Raw genomic sequence first — 22682 nt, 5'->3', positions numbered from 1 at the left:
ATAAAATGAAAGTATTATTAATCAAAGATGTAAAAGCACTTGGAAAAGCAGGAGAAGTAAAAGAAGTAAAAGACGGCTACGGACAAAATTTCTTAATCGCTAAAGGCTTTGCTAAAGCAGCTACTAATGAAGTTTTAAGAAAATACGAAAGCGACAAGAAAAAAGAGGCTGAAAATTTACGCTTTGAAATCGCAAATTTAGAAAAACTCAAAGAAGAACTTGGCAAAATCACTCTTGAAATTTCAAAACCCGTAGGTGCAAATGGAAGTTTGTTTGGTGGCGTAACCAAAGATGAAATCGCTCACGCCCTAAAAGAACAAAGCCATATAGAAATCGATAAAAAAAGCTTAGAATGCGACACCTTAAAAAGCTTAGGAATCCACGAAGTAAGCGTAAAACTTGGACACGCAATCCATGCTAAATTTAACATAAATATAAAGGCAGAATAATGTTTCACGCAACAACGATTTTAGCTTACAAAGGTAAAAATAAATCCGTAATCGGCGGAGATGGACAAGTAAGCTTTGGAAATACGGTGCTAAAAGGCAATGCTGTAAAGATTAGAAAACTTAATAATGGAAAAGTTTTAGCAGGTTTTGCAGGATCAACAGCTGATGCTTTTAATCTTTTTGATATGTTTGAAAATCTCCTTCAAAGTTCTAAAGGCGATCTTTTAAAAGCAGCGATTGACTTTTCTAAAGAATGGAGAAAAGACAAATACCTAAGAAAACTTGAAGCCATGATGCTTGTACTTGATAGAAATCACATTTTTCTACTTTCTGGTACAGGCGATGTGGTCGAACCTGAAGATGGGCAAATCGCAGCTATAGGAAGTGGTGGAAACTATGCACTTTCAGCTGCTAGAGCCTTAGCAAAACATGCCAATTTAGATGAAGAAGAACTTGTAAAATCAAGCCTTCAAATCGCAGGTGAAATTTGCATTTATACTAATACCAATATCAAAACTTATGTAATCGAGGATGAGAAATGAATCTAACTCCAAAAGAAATTGTTAAATTTTTAGATGATTATGTTATAGGACAAAAAAAAGCTAAAAAAATCATAGCTATAGCTTTAAGAAATCGCTACCGCAGAATGCAACTTAGCCCTGAGTTGCAAGATGATATCGTGCCTAAAAATATCTTAATGATAGGTTCTACAGGTGTGGGAAAAACAGAAATCGCTAGGCGTTTAGCTAAAATGATGGGCTTTCCTTTCATCAAAATCGAAGCGAGTAAATATACTGAAGTAGGTTTTGTAGGTCGTGATGTGGAAAGCATGGTAAGAGATCTTGCCAATGCAGCTTTAAATTTGGTAAAAAATGAGCAAAGAGAAAAAAACAAAGATAAAATCGATGAATTTATAGAAAATAAAATTTTAGAAAAACTTTTACCACCTTTACCAAAGGGTATCAGCGATGAAAAACAAGAAGAATATAAAAACAGTCTTGAAAAAATGAGAACTAAACTAAGAAATGGCGATCTTGATGAAAGCACCATAGAGATAGAAATTTCACAAAATATGTTTGATACCAATCCTAACCTACCTCCTGAAATGGGTGCAATGCAAGATATAGTTAAGGTTATAGGCGTTGGCAGTAAAAAAGTCAAAAAAGAAATGAAAATCAAAGACGCTAAAAATGCTTTAAAAAACGAAGCAGGAGAAAAAATCCTAGATCAAGAAAGTATCAAAAGCGAAGCCTTAAAAAGAGCGGAAAATGAAGGTATTATTTTTATTGATGAAATCGATAAAATCGCTGTTTCAAGCGGGAATTCAAACCGCCAAGATCCAAGTAAAGAAGGGGTGCAAAGAGACTTACTTCCTATAGTCGAGGGATCAAATGTACAAACAAAAATAGGTACTTTAAAAACCGATCATATTCTTTTTATCGCTGCAGGGGCTTTTCATCTTAGCAAACCAAGTGATCTTATCCCTGAACTTCAGGGACGCTTTCCTTTAAGAGTGGAATTAGATAGTCTTGATGACAAAGCTCTTTATGAAATTTTAACACGCCCTAAAAATTCACTTTTAAAACAATACTCTCAGCTTTTAAAAACTGAAAATTTAGAACTTGAATTTGATGATGAAGCCATTAAAGAAATAGCAAAAATAGCTTCAAGAGCCAATGAAGAAATGCAAGATATAGGTGCTAGACGCTTGCATACTGTGATAGAAAAATTACTTGAAGATTTAAGCTTTGAAGCTGATGAGTATGCAGGTAAAAAATTCGTAGTGGATAAAAAAATGGTAGAAGAAAAACTCGGAGATATCATAGAAAATAAAGATCTTGCAAGGTATATTTTGTGAAAAGTGGCTTTGTTAGTATCATAGGGCGTACTAATGCAGGAAAAAGTACTTTAATCAATTCCTTATTAGAAGAAAAAATCGCCCTAGTTTCTCACAAACAAAACGCCACAAGACGTAAAATCAAAGCCATAGTGATGCATGAAAAAAATCAAATCATTTTCATCGATACCCCAGGACTTCACGAAAGCGGTACTACGCTTAATCAACTGCTTGTCCAAAGTGCTATTAAATCTATAGGGGATTGTGATGTGATTTTATTTGTGGCGAGTGTTTTTGATAGTACAAAAGACTATGAAAATTTTCTTAGTCTAAACCCACAAGTACCACATATCATCGCTTTAAATAAAGTAGATTTAACCGACAATGCTACACTTTTAAAAAAACTTAGCGAATATGCAAAATTTAGCCAACATTTTAAAGCTATCATTCCTTATTCTTCTAAGAAAAAAAGCTATAAAAAAGGCTTGTTAGATGAGATAGTAAAATATCTTGACGAACATGAATATTTTTATGATCCTGAATTTTTAAGTGCGAGTAGCGAAAAAGAACTTTATAGAGATTTCATACTTGAAAGTATTTATGAAAATTTAAGCGATGAGCTTCCCTATAGTAGCGAAGTGCTTATCAATCGCACCAAAGACACGCCTAATCTTTTAATCCTAGAAGCCAATATCATCACAGATACAAACTCTCACAAGGGTATGCTTATAGGAAAAGAAGGGGCAACTTTAAAAAGAATAGGCAAAGATGCACGCTTTAAAATTTCAAAACTTGCACAAAAAAAAGTACTTTTAAAGCTTTTCGTAACAGTGAAAAAAAACTGGCAAAAAGATGAAGAATTTTTAAAAAAACTTTTAAATGATGAAAATTAATTCATTAAATAAAATAAATTTTATAAAATCTACAGATTTGCTTTATGCTCAAAGAACAGGAATATCCAAAGAAGATGAACTTTTTAACAATTTAACTGCAGATTTTAAGCTAAGCAAACCCTTTGACTACCAAATAGCTTTTTTTAAACATAATGAAATTTATCATTGTTTTTTAGCGCCTGTTTACAAATTGAAAAAAAGTCGTTTTTGCTTTCCTGAGCCTTTAATTTTTCAAGCTTTGTTTGATGAAAGATTTATTGAGGAAAGTGATTATTGTGTTTTAAATTTATATGATCAAACTTTATATTTATATTTTTACCAAGAGGGAAAATTTATCAATCTTAAAAAAATCGAAAATTTCAACCCAAGTAATATGGATTTATTTTTTAAACAAAATCGATTTATAGAACTTTTAAAACACTATGAAAGCAAATTGCTACTTTATCAGGATTTGGATACAATCAAACATTACTTCTCATCTCAAATAAAATGTTTAAATCTAAATGATATTCTTGATAAAAATAGTTTATTGAAATTAAGTTCATATAGTATAAAAAATCTAGATCAAAATTGTAATTTTATCAAGCATAATAAAATAAAAATATCTATTTCTTTTAAAATTATATTAATATTTATTTTTAGCTTTAGTCTTAGTATGATGATTTTATTATTTAAAGATTTTATAGAATACAAACAAAATAAGGAAATTCAAAATAAAAATTTTATCATACAAGAAGAAATTTCTAAACTAAAACAAGATAAGCAAAAATTATTAACAAACATACAAGATTTAAACTTTACTCTTTCTAATAAAATATCATCTACACAACAACAATTTCATATTTTATCCACCATAACAAAAGAAATCAATTTAGACAAAAATAAAGCAATCATTCTAAATCAAATCATATCATGGCTTAACTCCAATGAACTTAAAATCACAAATCTTGAATTTAAACAAACAAAAATCATTCTTTCTTTTATCGATGAAAACCACTTTAAAAGAGCATTAGAAAATCTAAATTCTGCTTTTAAAATTCTTGATAAAAATGAAGAAACATTGAATATCATATTAGAAGTCATACATGAATAAAATAGAAGTATTTTTGCAGAATTTAAATCCTAGGGAAAAATTTCTTTTTATTTCTTTTATCTGTCTTTGTGCTTTGTTTTTAGCTTTTAAAATTCACGATCACTTTTTGGAAGATATTTTTCAAAAAACATTAGTAGAGCATAATTACCTTGCATTAAATGAAGCAAAAATAGAAAATTCACATCTTAAAGAAATAGAAACAAAGCTAACAAAACAGATAAAAACAGAGGAAGAAAAATTAAAATACTATAAAGAAAAATTGCATTTATTTTCTTATGATAAAGATTTTTTCAATAAAAAAATCAATAATTTATCCAAAAATTTAACCATTAATGAAATAAAATTTTCCCAAGAAAACAAAAATTTTATCCACTATAATTATGTTTCTCTAAGTTTAAATGGCAACTTTAAAGACTTGCTCAATTTTATACAAAATTTAGAAAATCTTCCTATAGCTTTAAAAATTGATAAAATAAAACTATACAATACACAGGGTTTAAAATTAAAGCTTGATTTAATGTTTAAATTTGTTAATTTATAATAATATTAAAATGTTATATTTTTAAATATTATTATAAAAAAAATATTTAAAAATATTGTAATTTAATTATTTTTCTATTACTATTAGTTAAAATATTTTAAGCATAAAAAAGAAAGGTATTGAGAAGTGACTAAACAAGAAATACAAAAACTCGATGCAAATTTCCTAGGTCATCCCAAGCCTTTATTCTCTCTATCAATGGTAGAACTTTGGGAAAGATTTGCTTTTTATGGCATACGATCTTTACTTGTGCTTTTCATGGCAACAACCATAAGCAAAGGTGGACTTGGAATAAGCACTGAATACGCCTCGGCAATTTATGGCATTTTTGCAGGATGCTTGTATTTAGCAGCACTTCCTGGAGGCTGGATTACTGATAATTATTTAGGGCAAAAAAAGGCTTTATTTCTAGGTTCTTTTATTATAGCTTTAGGACATATTAGCATAGCCTTATCTATTCTAAGCACACCTATATTTTTCCTAGGACTTACTTTTATCGTTATTGGTACTGGATTTTTTAAAACTAGTGCTTCTGTAACAGTTGGAATGTTATATAAACAAAATGATACAAGATGCGATACTGGCTATACGATTTTTTATATAGGAATTAACATTGGAGCATTCATTGCTCCTCTTATATGTGGTTTTGTTCAAGCAAAATGGAATTATCATTTAGGATTTGGCATAGGAGGTTTAGGTATGCTAATCTCTTTGCTTATTTTATATTTTAAAGCTATCCCTGAACTTGAAGAATTTCATAAAAATTGTACTTTAAGGCAAAACTGGGAACAACCATTTAAAAAAAGTAAAAATTTAACTCCTATACTAAGTATAAGCTTGTTAAGTATTATTGGATTTTTTCTAATTTTTATTAATCTTGCAGATATTAATCCCATAATACTATCAAAAAAACTTCTAATTGTAATTTTACTATGTTTGGTAATTTATTTCATATATCTTTTTGTTTTTAAAACCTTAAATAAAAGAGAAAAACAGCAATTAACAATTTTAATTGTTTTATTCTTTGTAGCCACTTTTTTTTGGAGCACTTTTGAACAAAAACCTACCGCTTATAATCTTTTTGCGCAAGATTTTACAAATAGAAATATTTTTGATTGGAAAATTCCAACAAACTGGTTTCAATCTTTTAATCCAATTTTTATCATCATACTTGCTCCTATAGCAAGTTATATTTGGATATTTTTAGAGAAAAAAAATATATATTTTTCTTCCATTGGAAAATTTACTTTAGGAATATTATTTGCCGGCATTGGTTTTATGATGATGACCTTTGCTTCACAAAATCTAATAAACAACAATGGTTTGCCAATATCCATGGCTTGGATTATCATAAGTATATTCTTTTTAACACTTGGGGAATTATGCGTGTCTCCTGTTGGACTCTCTATAATGGCTAAGGTTGCCCCTGATTTAATCAAAAATCAAGTCATGGGACTTTGGTTTGTAGCAAGTGCATTAGGCAATGCTTTAGCTGGATTCATAGGTGGTAAAGCAAGTGAAGAAAATATAGCTTATTTGCCAAATTTATTTTACCAATGTATGTGGATATTACTTGGTGCTGTTATAATTTTACTTATACTCAAAAAACCTATCAATAAAATACTAAAAAATTAATATTAAGGAGAAAATATGAGTATTTACAAACAAAGAGTATTAGAACTTAGAAGATTAATGAAAGAAAATAATATTGACGCCTATCTCATCTTAAGCGCGGATCCGCATTTGAGCGAATATTTACCAGAATATTACAAAAACAGAGTCTTTATCAGTGGCTTTAAGGGTTCTGTTGGAACAGTTCTTATCACACAAGAAGAGGGCTTTTTGTGGGTAGATGGAAGATATTGGCTTCAAGCACAAAAGGAATTAGAAGGTAGTGGCATACTTTTACAAAAGCAAGATGCTAAAAATACTTTTACCAAATGGTTGGAAAAAAATTTAAGCGAAGATCAAATTTTAGGCATCGATTTTGCACTTTTACCTTTATCTTTGCAAAAAGATTTAAAGATTAATTGCAAGGCAAATTTAAAACATATAGATTTGATAAGTCCACTTTGGAAAGATCGTCCCACTTTACCACAAGAAAAAATTTATGAACACGAATTAGAATACTGCTCTTACTCAAGAAAAGAAAAATTAGCATTAGTGCGTCAAAAAATGAAAAATTTAAATGCTACTTCTCATTTAATCTCCAGCCTTGATGATATAGCTTGGCTTACAAATTTAAGAGGGAATGATGTAAATTATAATCCTGTATTTTTAAGTCATTTGCTAATCTTGGAAGACAAAGCTTTGCTTTTTGTTGATCAGAAAAAAGTAAATTCAGAACTTGAAAAAAAATTAAATTTAGATGGGCTTTGGCTTAAAAATTATGATGAAATCATCATGGAGCTTGAAAAACTTGCAAATACAAATTTGCTTATTGAACCTTCAAAAATGACCGCTTTACTCATAAATTCTTTAGATAAAAGCGTAAAAATCATTCAAGAAATTAATCCAAGCACTCACTTAAAAGCAGTTAAAAATACAAAAGAAATAGCGCATATACAAGATGCTATGATAGAAGATGGAGTGGCTTTATGTAAATTTTTTGCATGGCTTGAAGAAGCGATAGAAAATAAAGAATTAATAAGCGAATTAGACATAGATGCTAAAGCAAGCGAATTTAGAGCACAAAGCAAGCACTACATAAGTGATAGTTTTGCCACTATAGCAGGCTTTAACGAAAACGCAGCATATCCACATTATAAAGCCACAAAAGAGAGTTTTGCTTATCTTAAAAAAGATGGGCTTTTACTTATTGATTCTGGTGGACAATATAAAAACGGCACAACAGATATTACACGCGTTGTACCAATAGGAAAGGCTAATGCAGAACAAATTCATGACTATACCTTGGTTTTAAAAGCACATATTGCCATTTCCAGTGCAATTTTTCCAAAAGATATAGCTATGCCCTTACTTGATGCAATTACACGCGCACCTTTATGGAAAGAACAAATTGACTATATACACGGCACAGGACATGGCGTGGGATATTTTTTAAATGTCCATGAAGGTCCACAAGTTTTATCTTATCTATCCCCTGTGCTTGAAAAAACAAAAGTCAAAGAAGGTATGCTAACCTCCATAGAGCCAGGTATTTATAAAGTAGGTAAATGGGGTATAAGACTTGAAAATTTAGTTATTCATACCAAAGTAGAAAATCCTAAAAATAAAGATTTTGGAGAGTTTTTATACTTTAAACCTGTTACTCTTTGTCCTTTTGAAATATCTTGTATTGATACAAAAATGTTAGATGAAAAAGAAAAAGAGTGGTTAAACAATTACCACAAAGAAGTATTTGAAAAACTTTCTCCTAAGCTAGGTGATTATCCAAAAGCTCTAGTTTGGCTTGAAAAAAGAACAAAAGCCATCTTTTAAGATACTTTTGTTAATATAGATAAATTTTCCTTGTATTAAACTTATAATTTATTTAATACAAGGTTTTTAAACCAATTGCTAAAAAAGTTTTTTTTTGAAAAACTCAATTTACAACTAAAAATTATTTAAAATATCCAAGTTCAATCATTTTTTGATAAATTTTAGCTACAGTTGCCCCTGAAGTAATATTTCTCCCACCATGCTCCAAAAGAACGGTAACTACATATTTTGGCTTAGAATAAGGAGCATAAGAAGTAAGCCACGCATGAGATCTAGTATAATACTCAAATTGTTTTTCATCGACCCTATTTTTATCTGTTTGTGAAAATCCCACAACCTGAGCAGTTCCTGTTTTTGCTGCAACTTTCACATCAAGATTATGCAAATAACGATAAGAGGTTCCTCCTTGCTCATTGGCAACGGCATACATTGCATCTCTTATATAAGGCAATTGACTCTTTTCAAATAAAGTAAAAATTTCTTTTTTATTTTCATCCATTTGATTTTCTATAGTTGTATTATTATTTTCTATACTTTTTAAAAAATGAGGTATAACCTCTCCACCTTTTGCGATTTGAGCTGTATATCTAGCAATTTGCATAGGTGTTGCAAGAAAATTACCTTGACCTATAGCTGTATTTAAAGTATCACCTTGAAACCAAGATTGTCTATATCTTTGCATCTTCCATTCTTTGCTTGGTAAAGTCCCTACAAATTCACTAGGTAAATCTACCCCTGTTTTCGCTCCAAAGCCAATGCGAGATAAAGTTTCACTTATTTGATCGATTCCAACTTGCAAACTGCCATTATAAAAATAAACATCACAACTATATTTTATCGCATGTTTTAAATCCACAGGTCCATGGCCTGATCGATTCCAACATCTAAAAAACCTACCTCCAAGCTCAATGCTTCCATTGCAAACATATTGAGTCGACGGGCTAATATTTTTAGAATTTAAAAAAGAAAGCCCTACTCCCATTTTTACAACAGAACCTGGAGGATAATATCCATTTATAAGTTTATTTGCAAAAGGATGATCAAGACTATTTGAAAGCTCGTCCCAATCCTTAAAAGAGATCCCTGTTACAAAAGGATTAAGATCATATTCAGGGAAACTCCCTGCAGCTAAAATAGATCCATCATTTACATTCATAATTATAGCAGCTCCAGCATTCCCTTCAAACAATAAAGTTAAATAAGACTGAAGCTCTATATCTATCGTAAGTTCTATATCATTAGACATAGCAGGAGTGTAAGAAAGCTGTTCTACTTCTTGATTTAAGGCATTAACCTTATAAACCCTAGTTCCTTTTTCTCCTTGTAAAATATCATTATAATAGCGTTCTATACCGCTTTTTCCCGTATAGTTAGAAAGTTTTGCTATTTCATTTTCTTGAACATCTTGCAAATTTGCCTTACCTACATACCCAATAATATGCGAAGCCAATTTTCCAAAAGGATATTTTCTTTTTACAACAGGATCTATTTTTATTGTTTTATTAAGATTTAACTCTGAATAATGCGGAATAATCTCATCGTAGGGTATAAAATCTACAACTTTAATAAAATCTTGATTATAGTAAGAATCATTTCTCCTATAAATTTCTGCTAATTTACTAGCGTTTAAATCAGGAAATAAATTTGCAAGTTCAGATAGTTCTTTATCTAGAATTCCTTTATTTGACTTTTTAATACTTAAATAAGGTTTAATAGAAATACTAAAACCCAAATCATTAATAGCCAATAAAGTTCCATTTCTATCTGTAATTTGACCCCTAACAGGTGCTAAAAATTCAGTTTTTATGGCATTTTGTTTAGCAAGTTCTTCATAATATACATTTGATTTTATACTCAAATAATACACACGACTTAATAAAAATATAAAAAACAATAGTATAAATCCAACAACTAAACGCATTCTCATTTAAATTTTACCTTTAAAAAACACATAAGCTAAACAACATTCTATAAAAACTGAAACAATATACGCCCATCCTAAAATTTTAATTTTTTCATCTCCAATATAAGACAATATCATATCCAAAAACAAAATAATGCCGTAAGCACAAAGCACAAAAACAACAGGGATAAATTTACCAATTTTTAAATTTGTCTTAATCCAATCTGCACAAAGATAATAAAAAATAAAAAATGCCAACCAAGATGAAAAAATAAAAAAATTATAAGTTATATCAGTAAAAAATAAAAAAAATAAAGAAAAATACCATCTAAAATCAAGCTTTGAAAAAGTTCTTTCTCTCTCTTCTAGTAAGCAAAACATATAACAGAAAAAAATCCCATAAAGTAACGGAGCATATATAAAAGTCGAACCAAGAATCTGATAGATTAGAAAAAAAAATCCTAAAAAGACATAAGCTCCATTAAATTTTGCTTTATAAGCACTTAAATTTCTTCTCATTTATCAAGACCTAAAGTTTGATTGATAATAATATCTTCTAAAGAATCAAGGCCAAATTTATTCAAATTTGAAACTAAAATAGAGTCTTTAAATTCATTTTTTAACTTAGCTTTTTCACTTTGATTTAATTTATCGCATTTGGTAAAAACTTTTAAAATTTTTTGATCAGGTCGTAAAAATCTTTTCAAATAGTCATTTAAATTTACATCGATCTCTAAATGAGTATGTCTTGAGTCGATTAAATGTATAAATAACTTTATCGAGGTTCTTAATTTTAAAAATTCATCTAAGTTTTGATTCCATATTTCTTTTAAATTTTTAGAAACCTTTGCATAACCAAACCCTGGCAAATCGATAAAATTGATATTAAATTTTTCTTCATTTCTTTTGCAAGTTACTTCGAAAAAATTTATAAGCTGAGTTTTTCCAGGAGTTGCCGAACTTTTGGCTAAATTTTTTTGTTTACACAAAGAATTGATTAAAGAACTTTTTCCGACATTGGAACGCCCCAAAAATGCTACTTCACTAAAATTTGAGCTCAATTTCTCATCAAATTTCACTAAAGAAGTGATAAATTTAGCACTAATTATCATTTGTCTTTAAGATCAAACACAAAACGAGCAGGTTTTTGATCCTTGCTCTCCACTCGATAAATATTAGCTTTTCTATCGACTATTATTTTATCACCAAAAAGTTTTTGATTGCTTCCAAGCTCATTTATATAAGCATGACCATTAATCTCGTAAGTATCTTTAATAACATTATAAATAAATTTATCTCCACTACCTTTATAAGTTTTACCCTTTAAAACAATCTTAAACGTAGCATTTTGCATTGCTTCATAACGAATAGGTTTGCGATTTTTATCCGTATAAATAATCAATTTTTCAGAATTTAAAATATCATCACCCCTAATTACTTCTACATTTCCACTAAGAATACTTTCACCCTTATTTTCATCTGAGTAAAAATTTAAAGCTTTTACTTCAATTTGAGTTGCCCAAGTTACACTTACACAAACTAACAATAAAATTATTTGTCTTGCAACCACGCGTTTACTCCTTGGATATTTAAAATTTTGTTTTTTGTATCATAGTTTAAAGTATTTCCATTAATAATACTTCCATTAATTAGAGCTTTAAAATTAGTATTTGTGTGTAAAATTTTATCCTTAGGTTGGTATTCTACCTCTTGAGAAATAATTTTGACATTATTAGAACCTATATAAGTAACATTTCCTTTAAACAAAACCTTGCCCATATCTTTATTGAAAAACTCTAAACGATTCGCACTAAGATTAAAATCTAAATTTAAAGTAATAAAATCATTAAATTCATCTCTATCTGCATATCTCACCCAAGAATTTGCCTTATAATATGCCTTAATTGTACTAGCATTACTCTCATAAGCTTTCAAATTTTTAGCCTCAATATTTTTAAAATTTAAAGCATTAGTTTGCAAATTCAAAGAATACGGATCTTGCAAACTTAAAATCGTAAAAGTAATTGTAAAAAGAGCAATTAAAATTCCAAAAATTTTTATAGCCAAAGATTATTCCATTCTTCTTCTAGATGATTTTTTTCTACTAAAATTTCTATCATCTGTGCTACAGCAGCCTTACCACCTTTTTTGCTAAGCACTATGTCTACATTTAAATCTTTATGACCATCTTTTGGCTTAAAACTAAGTCCTACACTTTCAAGCAAAGCCTTATCGTTAAAATAATCCCCAATAGCCGCACACTGAGAAAAATCTAAATTAAGTTTTTGTAAAATTTCTTTTGCACAAGCTAACTTATCCTTGATGCCTTGATATAAAATTTCTATTTTTAAATCTTTAGCTCTTTTTTCAACACAAGGACAATTTCTACCTGTAATAATAGCAATTTTTTTACCAAGCTTTAGCCAAGCCTCGATAGCCGCTCCATCTTTTACATCAAATTCTTTAATAAATTCTCCATTAGAAGTATAAATAATCTTCCCATCAGTTAAACAGCCATCTACATCCAAAAAAATCAATTCTGTCATAATTTCTACTCTCTTACAACAAATGCACCTGCAAATGCACCACTTGCAGCAAAATCCCTTGCTTCATCTTCACTTCTAAAGCCTGTTAAGAAAACGCGATTTAATCCATCCACTGAGCTTGTGCGTATAGTAGAGCTATAAGTTCTATAAGTTTTATATTTTGCTGCTATCGTTTGTGCCCCAGCTGGGTTTTTAAAGGCTCCAATTTGAACCATGAAATTTCCACCTTCATAAATTTGTCCATTATTTGCAATCTCTCCACTATTTCCATAGTTTACATTAGAATGTACAATATTATTACCCGAATTACTTGATCCAAACCCTATAACCTCAAGCCTTACTGGAGCTGTTCCTGAAGCAATCATATCAATTTGACTAGCAGCTCCTTTTGATAAATCTATAATACGATTATTCACAAAAGGACCTCTATCATTCACACGAACGGTAACTTGACGATTGTTATTTAGATTGGTTACTTTTAAGATGGTATTCATAGGTAAAGTTTTATGAGCCGCGGTTAAAGCATTTTGATTATAGGTTTCGCCATTAGAGGTTTTCTTGCCGTGAAAGCCTGGCCCATACCAACTCGCAATACCATCAGCAGTTTCGCCTACTGCTACAACAGTAGGATAATAAGTTTTACCATTGATAGTATAAGGCTTCATCGTTCCTTTAGTCCCTGAAGAACTAGGACTGCTTTTAAAATCATTTGAAGGATAATACACTTGAGCATTATCCAAGCTAGAAAAAAAACTAGTGCCTAAACAACCACTAAAAAATAAAGCCCCTAAACTAACGGCTGACAACTTTAGTGTAATTGTTTTTATTTGCATTTTTATTCTCCTTGATTGGTATAATTAATTTTTGATTAATACTAAGATGATTTTTTGCTATTTTATTGAATTCTCGAATTTCATCAACACTTATATTATAATTTTTTGCTATTTTATATAAAGAGTCACCAGACTTAACAATATAAGTTCTTGTCATAGGTATAGTTGTATCAACCTTCGCAAGTTTTTCTGCTTTAAAATTTTTATCAAAAAATGCTACTTTATTAAGTGGTATATACATATAATACCCTTTACCAGGAGGCGTAAAATTATGTTTAAATTGTGGATTATATTTCTTAAAAGTTGCAAGATCCATATTTAAATTTTTAGCTATTTCTTTTAAAGATGCAGAAGAAGGCACATCAACTTTTGCGAATTCGTTGCTTAAAGCATAATTCATTAAAGACGCATCTTTATCTAGTAAAAAATCCCTATCATTGGCTAAAAAAGCAAGCGTTAAAATTTTTCTTATAAAATTTCTAGTTTCTAAAGAAAGATATTTCTTATCAGGGTTCAATAAAACACTTAAATCATCACTTCCTGCTTGCTTGATAGCTTGTCTTAGTTTACCATTTCCACAATTATAAGCTAAAAGCGCTAAATACCATTTGCCAAATTCTTCTTTTAACTCTTTTAAATAATTTGTAGCGGCATAAGTTGATTTGACCGGATCACGCCTTTCATCAACATAAGCATCGATTCTTAAACCCAAATTTCTAGCTGTTGGTTGCATAAATTGCCAAACCCCTACAGCCTTGGCATTAGAAACACTATGAGTTTTCAAGCCTGATTCAACCATAGCTAGATACAAAATCTCATCAGGAACTTCCTGCTGGGCTAAAATTTTTCTTATCATAGGAGTAACTTTTGAAAAATTTTGCATACTATCTATTAAAGTTTGAGCGTGTTTTGATTTTATATCTTGTTGAGTTTGCACAAAAATCAAATCACTAATAAAACTTGGATTAATATCCAAATTTCTTAAAACATTCATTTGTCTTTCATAAAATTCAGGAGTATTAATTTGTGCAAAAAGAAAATTAAAACATATTAAAAAACACAATAAAATTTTTTTCATCAATAACCTTTAAAAAATAATTTTTCAGAATTATTAAAACAAATTTCTAAAAGCTCTTTTCTTGATAATTTCAATACTTCACACATTTTGTTTGCTACAAATTGAGTTAACAAAGGTTCATTTCTTTTACCGCGATAAGGCTCTGGAGTAAGATATGGAGCATCAGTTTCAAGTAGCAGTCTATCTTTTGGAATTTTAGGTAAAATTTCAACTAATTTCTTAGCATTTTTAAAAGTTAAAACTCCTCCAATACCAAAATAAAATCCCTCTTCAAAAAGAGTTAGCAAATGCTCGCTTGCATTAAAGCAGTGTAAAACTCCTCCTACAAGATCCTTAGAATACCCATGTAAAATCTCATAAGTATCATGATTTGCTTCTCTTGAGTGGATGATAACAGGTTTTTTAAATTCAATAGCAAGTTCAAGCTGTGCGATAAAAATCTTTTTTTGATTTTCTTTTTCTTTTTGAATTTCTTCAGCAAGATCACTTTTAAAACGAAAATAATCAAGCCCACATTCACCTACAGCTACACACTTTTCATCGCATAAATACTGCCTTAAAATTTTCTCATCATAATTATCAATTTCATAAGGATGCACCCCTGCTGCAAAAAAAATATTTTTATATTTATGAGCAATTGTAGCTGCATAGGGTAAATCTTTTATATCAGCACCAGGTATGATGATTTTCTCTATACCATTTTTAAAAGCACGATTTAAAGTTTCATCTAAATCATCTTTAAATGCTTCACTGTCTAGATGGCAATGCGTATCAACAATCCTTAAACCATCTTGAAAATCAAGATTTAAGAACATACTTCAACTCTATCCTTGCCATTATCTTTTGCTTGAGACAATATTTTACTTGCTTTATCAACCAAAGAATCAATCTTATCTCCACTTTTTCCAAAAACCACGCCTATAGAAGCTGTAAAAAAGATTTCATCTAAATTAACCAAAACACCAGCCTTTTTTATATTTACTCGTATACGAGAAAAGATTTTAATCGCTCTTTCTTGGGATATATTTTTAAGTAAAATACAAATTTTTTCTGCACTATATCTACCTACAAGATCTCTTCCTTTAGTTTCATTAACTATTTCATTAGCGCAGATTTTAATTACTTCATCGCCAACTTCACGGCCGTATTCATCGTTAATCATTTGAAGATTATCTATATCTAAGAAAGCAAAAGCAAATTCCTCGTCTTTTGTCGCTATTTCGTTAAAATAATCATCTATTCCATCGATTAAGGCATTATAATTTTTAACCCCAGATACAGGATCTAAAACATTATAAGTGCTTAAAAATTTTTTATCATCCATATAAGATAAACAACGATCTAAGCGGCAATTAAAGCTTTCTTTGCTTAAAGGCTTGAACAAATACTCATTAACTCCATTTTTAAAAGAATTCGCTTCAAATGAATCATTATGATCCCCCAAAAGAATCACACCTAATTCATCATCACTAAAACGCTCTCTTACTTGAGTTAAAAGCTCAAAACCACTAATTACTGGCATATTGACATCTGCTATAATAAGCTTAACATCATTATTATCATTTAAATAACTCATTGCTTCTTCACCATGAGCTGCAGCTAAAACATTAAATTGTCTTTGAGTAAGTATTTTTTTAATTTCATTACGTTCAGGTAGCTTGCTCATAGCTAAAATCACTTTAGTTTTTGCATATTGATTAAGTTTTATAATAGAACTAATAATCTCATCAATGCAAGTTTCACTTTCTTTAAAAATATAATCTAATATATCTTTATCCATAAATTTTTCTTTAGTAGCCTTATCACCACTAGCCGTAAGAACAATAGCAGGAATTTTCTTTTCTATAACATAATCCACAACTTCACCATTTGGGGCATCTGGCAAACATAAATCCACAAAAGCTAAAAAATAATTATTGTTCATTAACTCCTTAGCTTCAGCAAAACCAAAAGCAATATCTACCTCATAATCTAAAGTCATTTGAATTTTTTTAGCTAAAAGTTTGCCGAGCATTTTATTATCATCAATAATTAAAATTTTCTTATTCATAGTGCGTAAAATACCTTTATATCTAAAATTTTTAATATATTTATTTCAAAAGAAAGGAAATTTTATAGTTATATATTTTAACATAGTAAAATAAAAAATCCGCTTAATTCTTAAACAAGGTCTTAGCAAATTCGATTGCTTCATCACTAACAAGCTCTCCACTTACCATCCTAGCAAGCTCTTTAATTCTTTCTTTTTGATCAAGCTTTTTTACCTTACTTTCTTCGCCATTTTTTTCAACTAAAAAATGATTATGTGCCTTAGAGGAAAGTTGGGGTAAATGAGAAATAGCAAAAATTTGATAAAACTTAGAAAGCTCCTCTAAAACCTTAGCTATACTCATAGCCTCTTTTCCACTTAAATTTGCATCGATTTCATCTAAAAATAATATCCCTTTACCTGCATTTAAAATTTTACATTCTGTGGCTATAAAAGCAAGTCTTAAGCGATTTAATTCACCCGAACTTAAATTTTTTAAATGAGCTAAATTAATATCTAGCATTATCTCATCTTTGCCTAAAATTGAAATTTTCCCACTTTCTTTAAGCGTCAAACTTGCATCTTTCATATAAAGTTCTTTAAGATAATTATTTAAACATTTTTCTAATTTTTTAAGGTTTTTCTTTCTTGTTTGAGTTAAAATTTGTGCTTTTTCTTCTAATTTTTGTTTTGATTCTTGAAATTTTTTTTCAAGTTCTTTTTTTTCAAAACTTAAATTTTCATAATGTTCTAGTTCATGTTTTTTTTGTTTTAAAACTTCTAAAGCATTTTCTATGCTTTCATAACGCTTGATGAGATAGGATAAATTTTCAATGCGATCTAAAAGTGTCTCCACATCAAAATCCAAATCTTCCATTTTTTGATTTTCACAAATCACACGCAATTCATTTAAACATTCACTAAAAAAACTCGCATCAACTTCGCTTAAATTTAAAGCTTCAATAACAACTTTTTCAAGTTCAAAAATACGCTCTGCCTTACTCCAAGCTTCTTCTAATTTATCTTTTTTAGAAAGCTTCTTTTTAAGTATTAAAAGCTCTTCATACTCGCCTATTTTAGGATTAATGCTTGAAATTTTTTCAATTTGTACTCTAGCTAATTCTTTTAATTCTTCTACTTTTTTTTCTTCTTCTAAAATTGCATTAAGCTCATTAGAAATTTGACTATAAGCATTAAAATCTTTTTTAAAATCTTCTAAAAAGGAAACAAAATTTGTATTTTCTTGCGTTTCCAAGGCATCTAAGAGATTTAAAAATTTTTCATTTCCAAATTCGTTATTTTCCTTTGCGCTTAAATACTTAATAAAAGTTTTACTTAAATTTTGCAAACTTTTTTTCGCTATGCTTTGATTGTTAATAAAATATTTTGTGTTTTTTTCTTTTAAAAGCTTAAAAACATTCTCCTCTTCGCTTTCTATGCCAAAACTTTCTAAATCTAATTTATCATCTAGTTCTATTTCGACAATTTTAGCCTCACTTTCACTCAAAGAAAATGCGGATAAAATTCCTTTAAACAAGACCGATTTTCCAGCTCCACTTAACCCTGTAAAAACAGTAAGTCCTTTAGAAATTTCAAGCTCAGCCTTTTTAAAACCAAGATTTTCTTTCATAAAAATTCTATTTATCATCAATTTCCCCAGTGTAATTTTTCTTTTAAAATTTGAAAATAATCTCTATTTTTTGGGTGAATTAAAGCCACATTTTTATCACTTAAACCCACTTTTATACTTTTAAAATTATTCATTTTATAATTTTCTTGCCCATCAATACAAAGTATGCAATCCTTTGCCATAATCTCTATTTCAAAACCTTTTGGTAAGACAATAGGGCGTTGTGTTAAAGAATGAGAACAAACAGGAGTTAAGATAAAAGCTTGAGCTAAAGTATAAACTATGGGCCCATTTGCACTTAAATTATAAGCTGTTGAACCCGCAGGAGTTGCAACAATAAGCCCATCTCCAAAATATTCATTAAATTTCTTTTCTTTTCTAAAAACTTCTATATGAGCCATAGAAGCTTGATTATTTTTACTAATAACCACATCATTAAAAGCCAATTTTTCTAAATTTTTTCCTTGCTTATCTTCTAAAAAAACACTTAACAAATAAGGCTTTTCTATTCTAAATTCTCCTTGAAAAAAAGCTTGAAAAAAATTTTCAGCTTCATCAACTTTAAAATCTGTTAAAAAACCTAAATGTCCAGCATGAATTCCTAAAACTGCTTTATCGTATTCACAAGCTTTACGGCATAAAGAAATCAAAGTCCCATCTCCACCTAAAGAAATAACAAAATCAGATATTTTAAACAAATCATCCAATCCATACTTTGGCAAATCTAAAATTTCAGAACTTTCTTTAAACAATACAAGTTCAACTTTATATATAGATAAAATCGATTGAAGTTTTAAAATTTCCTTATCTAAACTCACATTGGGTCGTGTAACAAGTCCAATTTTTTTAATATTTTTATGATCTATTTTATTTTGCATAAAAAATTATATCAAATCTTAGCAAAGCAAAAGAATAAAAATACTATAATTTTGCTCATTATCTTAAAAAATCTTTTTCAAGGAATAAATTTGCGAAGTCATTATAATACAGACTTGGGAATTTCCCATGTTGGTCAAAGCGTTAAACTTTGCGGTTGGGTAAATAGCTACCGCGATCATGGTGGAGTTATTTTTATAGATTTAAGAGATAGAAGTGGTATTATCCAACTTGTTTGCGATCCAAATGATAGTAAAGAAGCTCATGAAATCGCTTCCAATGCAAGAAATGAATTTGTACTTATTGCAGAAGGTGCTATTCGTCCGCGTGGCGAAGGACTTGTAAATCCTAAATTAAAAACAGGAGAAATCGAAGTAGTTGTTTCTAAACTTACCATAGAAAATGAAAGTGCCGTGCCTCCTTTTGCTATCGCTGATGAAAGTGTAAATGAAGAATTACGTTTAAAATATCGCTTTTTAGATTTAAGAAATCCTAAACTTTATGAAAATTTTGCCCTGCGTTCTAAAGCTTGTATAGCAGCTAGAAATTCTTTGGCAAATATGGGATTTTTAGAAGTTGAAACCCCTATTCTTACCAAAGCTACTCCTGAAGGCGCAAGAGATTATCTCGTACCTTCTCGTGTACATCAGGGTGAATTTTACGCTCTTCCACAAAGCCCTCAGCTTTTCAAACAACTTTTAATGTGTAGCGGTTTTGATCGTTATTTTCAAATCGCAAAATGTTTTAGAGATGAAGATTTAAGAGCTGATCGCCAACCTGAATTCACACAAATTGATGTTGAAATGAGTTTTTGCGAACAAAAAGATGTGATCAATGTAGCCGAAACTTTTTTAAAAGATATTTTCAAAGCTTGCGGCAAAGAAATTCAAACCCCTTTTAGACAAATACAATACAAAGACGCTATGGAGAATTATGGCTCTGATAAGCCGGATTTAAGATTCGATCTTAAATTTATTGATGTTATTGATATTTTCGCTAAGTCAAATAATGAAATTTTTGCAAATATCGCCAAAGATACAAAGAAAAATCGCATCAAAGCCATACGCGTTCCAAAAGGCGATACTATTTTTTCAAAAAGACAAATGCAAAGATTTGAAGAATTTGTGCGTAAATTTGGTGCCCAAGGCTTAGCTTTTATACAAGTTAAAGAAGATGGGCTTAAAGGTCCACTTTGCAAATTCTTTAGCGAAGAAGATTTAAATGAACTCAGCAAACGCTGTGAGCTTGGAATAGGAGATGTGGTATTTTTCGGTGCAGGAGCTAAAAAAACCGTGCTTGATTATATGGGAAGATTTAGAATTTTCTTAGCCAACGAGTTAAATCTTATAGATCCAAATGCCTTAGAATTCTTATGGGTTGTTGATTTTCCTATGTTTGAGCAAAATGATGACGGAAGTTATTCTGCGATGCACCATCCTTTTACCATGCCAAAAAATATCAATGAAGCTGATTTAGAAGAAATTTCATCTATCGCTTATGATGTAGTACTAAACGGCGTTGAGCTAGGTGGAGGTAGTATAAGAATCCATAAAAACGATATTCAGCAAAAAGTATTTAAACTTTTAAATATAGATGAAGAACAACAAAAAGAAAAATTTGGTTTCTTGCTTGATGCTTTAAGTTTTGGTGCTCCACCACATGGAGGTATTGCTATAGGACTTGATAGACTCATCATGCTAGTTACAGGAGCAAACAGCATAAGAGAGGTTATAGCCTTTCCAAAAACCCAAAGAGCGCAATGCTTAATGACAGATGCACCATCACCTGCTAACAATGAAGCAATGAGAGAATTAGGAATCAAATTAAGGGAGAATATAAAATGAAAGAATTGTTTTTAATCATAGGTGCACCAGGTAGTGGAAAAACTACCGATGCTAGTTTAATCGCACAAGCAGATGCGACAAATATCACACACTATTCAACAGGCGATCTTTTAAGAGCTGAAGTAGCAAGCGGGAGTGAACTTGGAAAAACTATAGATAGTTTTATATCCAAAGGCAATCTTGTTCCTTTAGATGTTGTTGTAAATACTATAGTTTGCGCACTAAAAGCTGCTCCAACTAAAACTATCATCATCGATGGCTATCCAAGAAGCGTAGAACAAATGATGGAATTTGACAAGGTTTTAAGTGAGCAAAATGAAATTTGTCTTAAAGGTGTCATAGAAGTAAGAGTAAGCGAAGAAGTTGCCAAAGAAAGAGTTTTAGGCAGAAATCGTGGTGCAGATGATAATGAAGAAGTATTTTACAATAGAATGAAAGTTTATACAGAACCTTTAAATGAAATTTTAGATTTTTATCAAAAGAAAAAACTTCATTTTATTATCGATGGGGAACGCACTATCGAACCTATCGTTGCAGACATGAAAGAACTGATTAAAAAAATTCAAAGTATATAAGGAGAAAAAATGGATTTAAGCAAAATCAAAATCGGAGATATTCCAAATAAAATCAATGCCGTAATCGAAATTCCATACGGCTCAAACATAAAATATGAAATCGATAAAGATAGTGGTGCTATCATGGTAGATCGCGTTATGGCTAGTGCGATGTTTTACCCAGCAAACTATGGTTTTATTGCCAATACTTTGGCTGATGATGGTGATCCTGTGGATATTTTAGTGCTTAATGAATATCCTATCCAAGCTGGAGCCGTGATTCCTTGCCGCTTAATCGGTGTTTTAATCATGGAAGATGAAAGCGGAATGGATGAAAAACTTCTTGCGGTTCCAAATTCAAAAATAGATGCAAGATATGATAATATAAAAACTTACACAGATTTACCACAAGCAACTTTAAATAAAATCAAAAATTTCTTTGAAACTTATAAAATTTTAGAGCCAAACAAATGGGTTAAAGTACAAGATTTTAAAGATGAAAAAGCTGCAATTGAAATTTTAGAAAAAGCAATCAAAAACTACAAATAATCCCAGCCCTTCAAAGGGCTAAACTCAAGGAAAACTCATAATGAAAAATATCGTTTTAGGTGGTGGTTGTTTTTGGTGTGTTGAAGCTGTATTTGAACGCCTAAAAGGTGTAATTGATACTGAAGTTGGATATAGCGGAGGAAATCCAAATCCTAGCTATGAAAGCGTGTGTAATGGTGATGGTAACATAGAAGTTGTCAAAATAAATTACGATGAAAAACAAATCTCTCTTCTTGAAATCTTAACGCTCTTTTTTAAAATTCATGATCCAACAAGTATAGATAAACAAGGTGGAGATATTGGTATGCAATATCGCTCAATAATCTTTTACGAAAATGAAGAAGATAAAATTTTAGCTCAAAATTTCATCAAAGAACAGCAAAAAATATTTAGCAAAAAAATAGTTACTAAAATTTCAAGATTGCAAACTTACTACAAAGCTGAAAACTATCATCAACATTATTTTATAAATAATCCCAATCAAGGATATTGTCAAGCTGTAATAGCTCCAAAACTGCAAAAAATACAATCAGACTAATTTCATCTTTTTAAGGTTAAAAAAATTTCAACTTTATTCACAGCCTTT

24 protein-coding genes are annotated in these 22682 nt (G+C 29.9%); 12 read left to right on the top strand and 12 right to left on the bottom strand.

Going from position 1 to position 22682, the window contains the following annotated elements:
• Positions 1-5 precede the first annotated feature (5 nt).
• From rplI to AJ930_RS05020, 8 genes are all read left to right on the top strand, one after another.
• Positions 6-449, top strand: a complete 444-nt coding sequence (rplI, locus tag AJ930_RS05055; RefSeq protein WP_070210743.1) for a 50S ribosomal protein L9 — start codon at positions 6-8, stop codon at positions 447-449.
• Entirely contained in the window at positions 449-991 is a 543-nt protein-coding gene (hslV, locus tag AJ930_RS05050) for an ATP-dependent protease subunit HslV (RefSeq protein ID WP_002776411.1), read from the top strand. The genes rplI and hslV overlap by 1 nt, the downstream gene beginning before the upstream one ends.
• Positions 988-2307 carry an ATP-dependent protease ATPase subunit HslU gene (hslU, locus tag AJ930_RS05045; RefSeq protein ID WP_002852226.1) on the top strand — a complete coding sequence of 440 codons (1320 nt, stop codon included), beginning with the start codon at positions 988-990 and terminating at the stop codon, positions 2305-2307. Before hslV ends, hslU begins: the two co-directional genes overlap by 4 nt.
• Positions 2304-3179, top strand: coding sequence for a GTPase Era (era, locus tag AJ930_RS05040; protein ID WP_070274946.1), 876 nt, complete (start codon positions 2304-2306; stop codon positions 3177-3179). The genes hslU and era overlap by 4 nt, the downstream gene beginning before the upstream one ends.
• Positions 3166-4272, top strand: a complete 1107-nt coding sequence (locus tag AJ930_RS05035) for a hypothetical protein (RefSeq protein ID WP_074468912.1) — start codon at positions 3166-3168, stop codon at positions 4270-4272. The genes era and AJ930_RS05035 overlap by 14 nt, the downstream gene beginning before the upstream one ends.
• A complete protein-coding gene (locus tag AJ930_RS05030) occupies positions 4265-4813 on the top strand; it encodes a hypothetical protein (RefSeq protein WP_002855032.1) in 549 nt (182 codons plus the stop codon). The genes AJ930_RS05035 and AJ930_RS05030 overlap by 8 nt, the downstream gene beginning before the upstream one ends.
• Positions 4814-4939: 126 nt before the next feature.
• Positions 4940-6448 (top strand): peptide MFS transporter, encoded by a 1509-nt coding sequence (locus tag AJ930_RS05025; protein ID WP_070274945.1) that lies wholly within the window; start codon positions 4940-4942, stop codon positions 6446-6448.
• A gap of 15 nt (positions 6449-6463) precedes the next feature.
• Positions 6464-8254: an aminopeptidase P family protein gene (locus AJ930_RS05020; protein WP_032589467.1), complete on the top strand. Its 1791-nt coding sequence runs from the start codon at positions 6464-6466 to the stop codon at positions 8252-8254.
• A gap of 121 nt (positions 8255-8375) precedes the next feature.
• Here the strand turns inward: AJ930_RS05020 and mrdA are convergent, their stop codons facing one another.
• The 12 genes from mrdA to AJ930_RS04960 all read right to left on the bottom strand — a co-directional run bounded on the left by mrdA (position 8376) and on the right by AJ930_RS04960 (position 19151).
• Entirely contained in the window at positions 8376-10181 is a 1806-nt protein-coding gene (mrdA, locus tag AJ930_RS05015; protein ID WP_070274944.1) for a penicillin-binding protein 2, read from the bottom strand.
• Positions 10182-10676 carry a membrane protein gene (locus AJ930_RS05010; protein ID WP_002855248.1) on the bottom strand — a complete coding sequence of 165 codons (495 nt, stop codon included), beginning with the start codon at positions 10674-10676 and terminating at the stop codon, positions 10182-10184.
• The gene (gene yihA / locus AJ930_RS05005) at positions 10673-11269 is read right to left on the bottom strand and encodes a ribosome biogenesis GTP-binding protein YihA/YsxC (protein ID WP_052858983.1); all 597 of its coding nucleotides are present in this window, start codon (positions 11267-11269) and stop codon (positions 10673-10675) included. Before yihA ends, AJ930_RS05010 begins: the two co-directional genes overlap by 4 nt.
• Complete coding sequence (locus AJ930_RS05000; RefSeq protein WP_070274943.1) at positions 11266-11727, bottom strand: LptA/OstA family protein; 462 nt, start codon at positions 11725-11727, stop codon at positions 11266-11268. The genes yihA and AJ930_RS05000 overlap by 4 nt, the downstream gene beginning before the upstream one ends.
• Complete coding sequence (locus AJ930_RS04995) at positions 11709-12224, bottom strand: hypothetical protein (protein WP_070274942.1); 516 nt, start codon at positions 12222-12224, stop codon at positions 11709-11711. Before AJ930_RS04995 ends, AJ930_RS05000 begins: the two co-directional genes overlap by 19 nt.
• Positions 12215-12703 (bottom strand): HAD-IIIA family hydrolase, encoded by a 489-nt coding sequence (locus AJ930_RS04990; protein WP_070274941.1) that lies wholly within the window; start codon positions 12701-12703, stop codon positions 12215-12217. Before AJ930_RS04990 ends, AJ930_RS04995 begins: the two co-directional genes overlap by 10 nt.
• A gap of 5 nt (positions 12704-12708) precedes the next feature.
• A complete protein-coding gene (locus AJ930_RS04985; protein ID WP_070274940.1) occupies positions 12709-13536 on the bottom strand; it encodes a septal ring lytic transglycosylase RlpA family protein in 828 nt (275 codons plus the stop codon).
• Positions 13496-14614, bottom strand: a complete 1119-nt coding sequence (locus tag AJ930_RS04980) for a lytic transglycosylase domain-containing protein (protein WP_052858977.1) — start codon at positions 14612-14614, stop codon at positions 13496-13498. The genes AJ930_RS04985 and AJ930_RS04980 overlap by 41 nt, the downstream gene beginning before the upstream one ends.
• Positions 14614-15429, bottom strand: a complete 816-nt coding sequence (locus AJ930_RS04975; protein ID WP_002871344.1) for a TatD family hydrolase — start codon at positions 15427-15429, stop codon at positions 14614-14616. The genes AJ930_RS04980 and AJ930_RS04975 overlap by 1 nt, the downstream gene beginning before the upstream one ends.
• Positions 15420-16664, bottom strand: a complete 1245-nt coding sequence (cbrR, locus tag AJ930_RS04970) for a bile resistance response regulator CbrR (protein ID WP_044780550.1) — start codon at positions 16662-16664, stop codon at positions 15420-15422. Before cbrR ends, AJ930_RS04975 begins: the two co-directional genes overlap by 10 nt.
• Before the next feature lie 103 nt (positions 16665-16767).
• Positions 16768-18291 carry an AAA family ATPase gene (locus AJ930_RS04965; RefSeq protein WP_070274939.1) on the bottom strand — a complete coding sequence of 508 codons (1524 nt, stop codon included), beginning with the start codon at positions 18289-18291 and terminating at the stop codon, positions 16768-16770.
• On the bottom strand, positions 18291-19151 hold the full coding sequence (locus AJ930_RS04960) for an NAD(+) kinase (protein WP_004305482.1): 861 nt from the start codon (positions 19149-19151) through the stop codon (positions 18291-18293). The genes AJ930_RS04965 and AJ930_RS04960 overlap by 1 nt, the downstream gene beginning before the upstream one ends.
• A gap of 90 nt (positions 19152-19241) precedes the next feature.
• Between AJ930_RS04960 and aspS the strand changes: the two genes are divergently transcribed.
• From aspS to msrA, 4 genes are read left to right on the top strand one after another with little or no spacing between them, the layout of a single operon-like run.
• On the top strand, positions 19242-20993 hold the full coding sequence (gene aspS, locus AJ930_RS04955; protein WP_070274953.1) for an aspartate--tRNA ligase: 1752 nt from the start codon (positions 19242-19244) through the stop codon (positions 20991-20993).
• Entirely contained in the window at positions 20990-21568 is a 579-nt protein-coding gene (locus tag AJ930_RS04950) for an adenylate kinase (RefSeq protein ID WP_002855137.1), read from the top strand. The genes aspS and AJ930_RS04950 overlap by 4 nt, the downstream gene beginning before the upstream one ends.
• A 9-nt stretch (positions 21569-21577) precedes the next feature.
• The gene (ppa, locus tag AJ930_RS04945; RefSeq protein WP_002871349.1) at positions 21578-22096 is read left to right on the top strand and encodes an inorganic diphosphatase; all 519 of its coding nucleotides are present in this window, start codon (positions 21578-21580) and stop codon (positions 22094-22096) included.
• 40 nt (positions 22097-22136) lie between these two features.
• Positions 22137-22634 carry a peptide-methionine (S)-S-oxide reductase MsrA gene (gene msrA / locus AJ930_RS04940; RefSeq protein WP_070274938.1) on the top strand — a complete coding sequence of 166 codons (498 nt, stop codon included), beginning with the start codon at positions 22137-22139 and terminating at the stop codon, positions 22632-22634.
• Positions 22635-22682 lie beyond the last annotated feature (48 nt).

It is taken from the genome of Campylobacter sp. BCW_6871 (assembly GCF_001762325.1).
Lineage (GTDB): Bacteria > Campylobacterota > Campylobacteria > Campylobacterales > Campylobacteraceae > Campylobacter_D > Campylobacter_D jejuni.
This window is presented reverse-complemented; position numbering and strand designations above follow the sequence as displayed.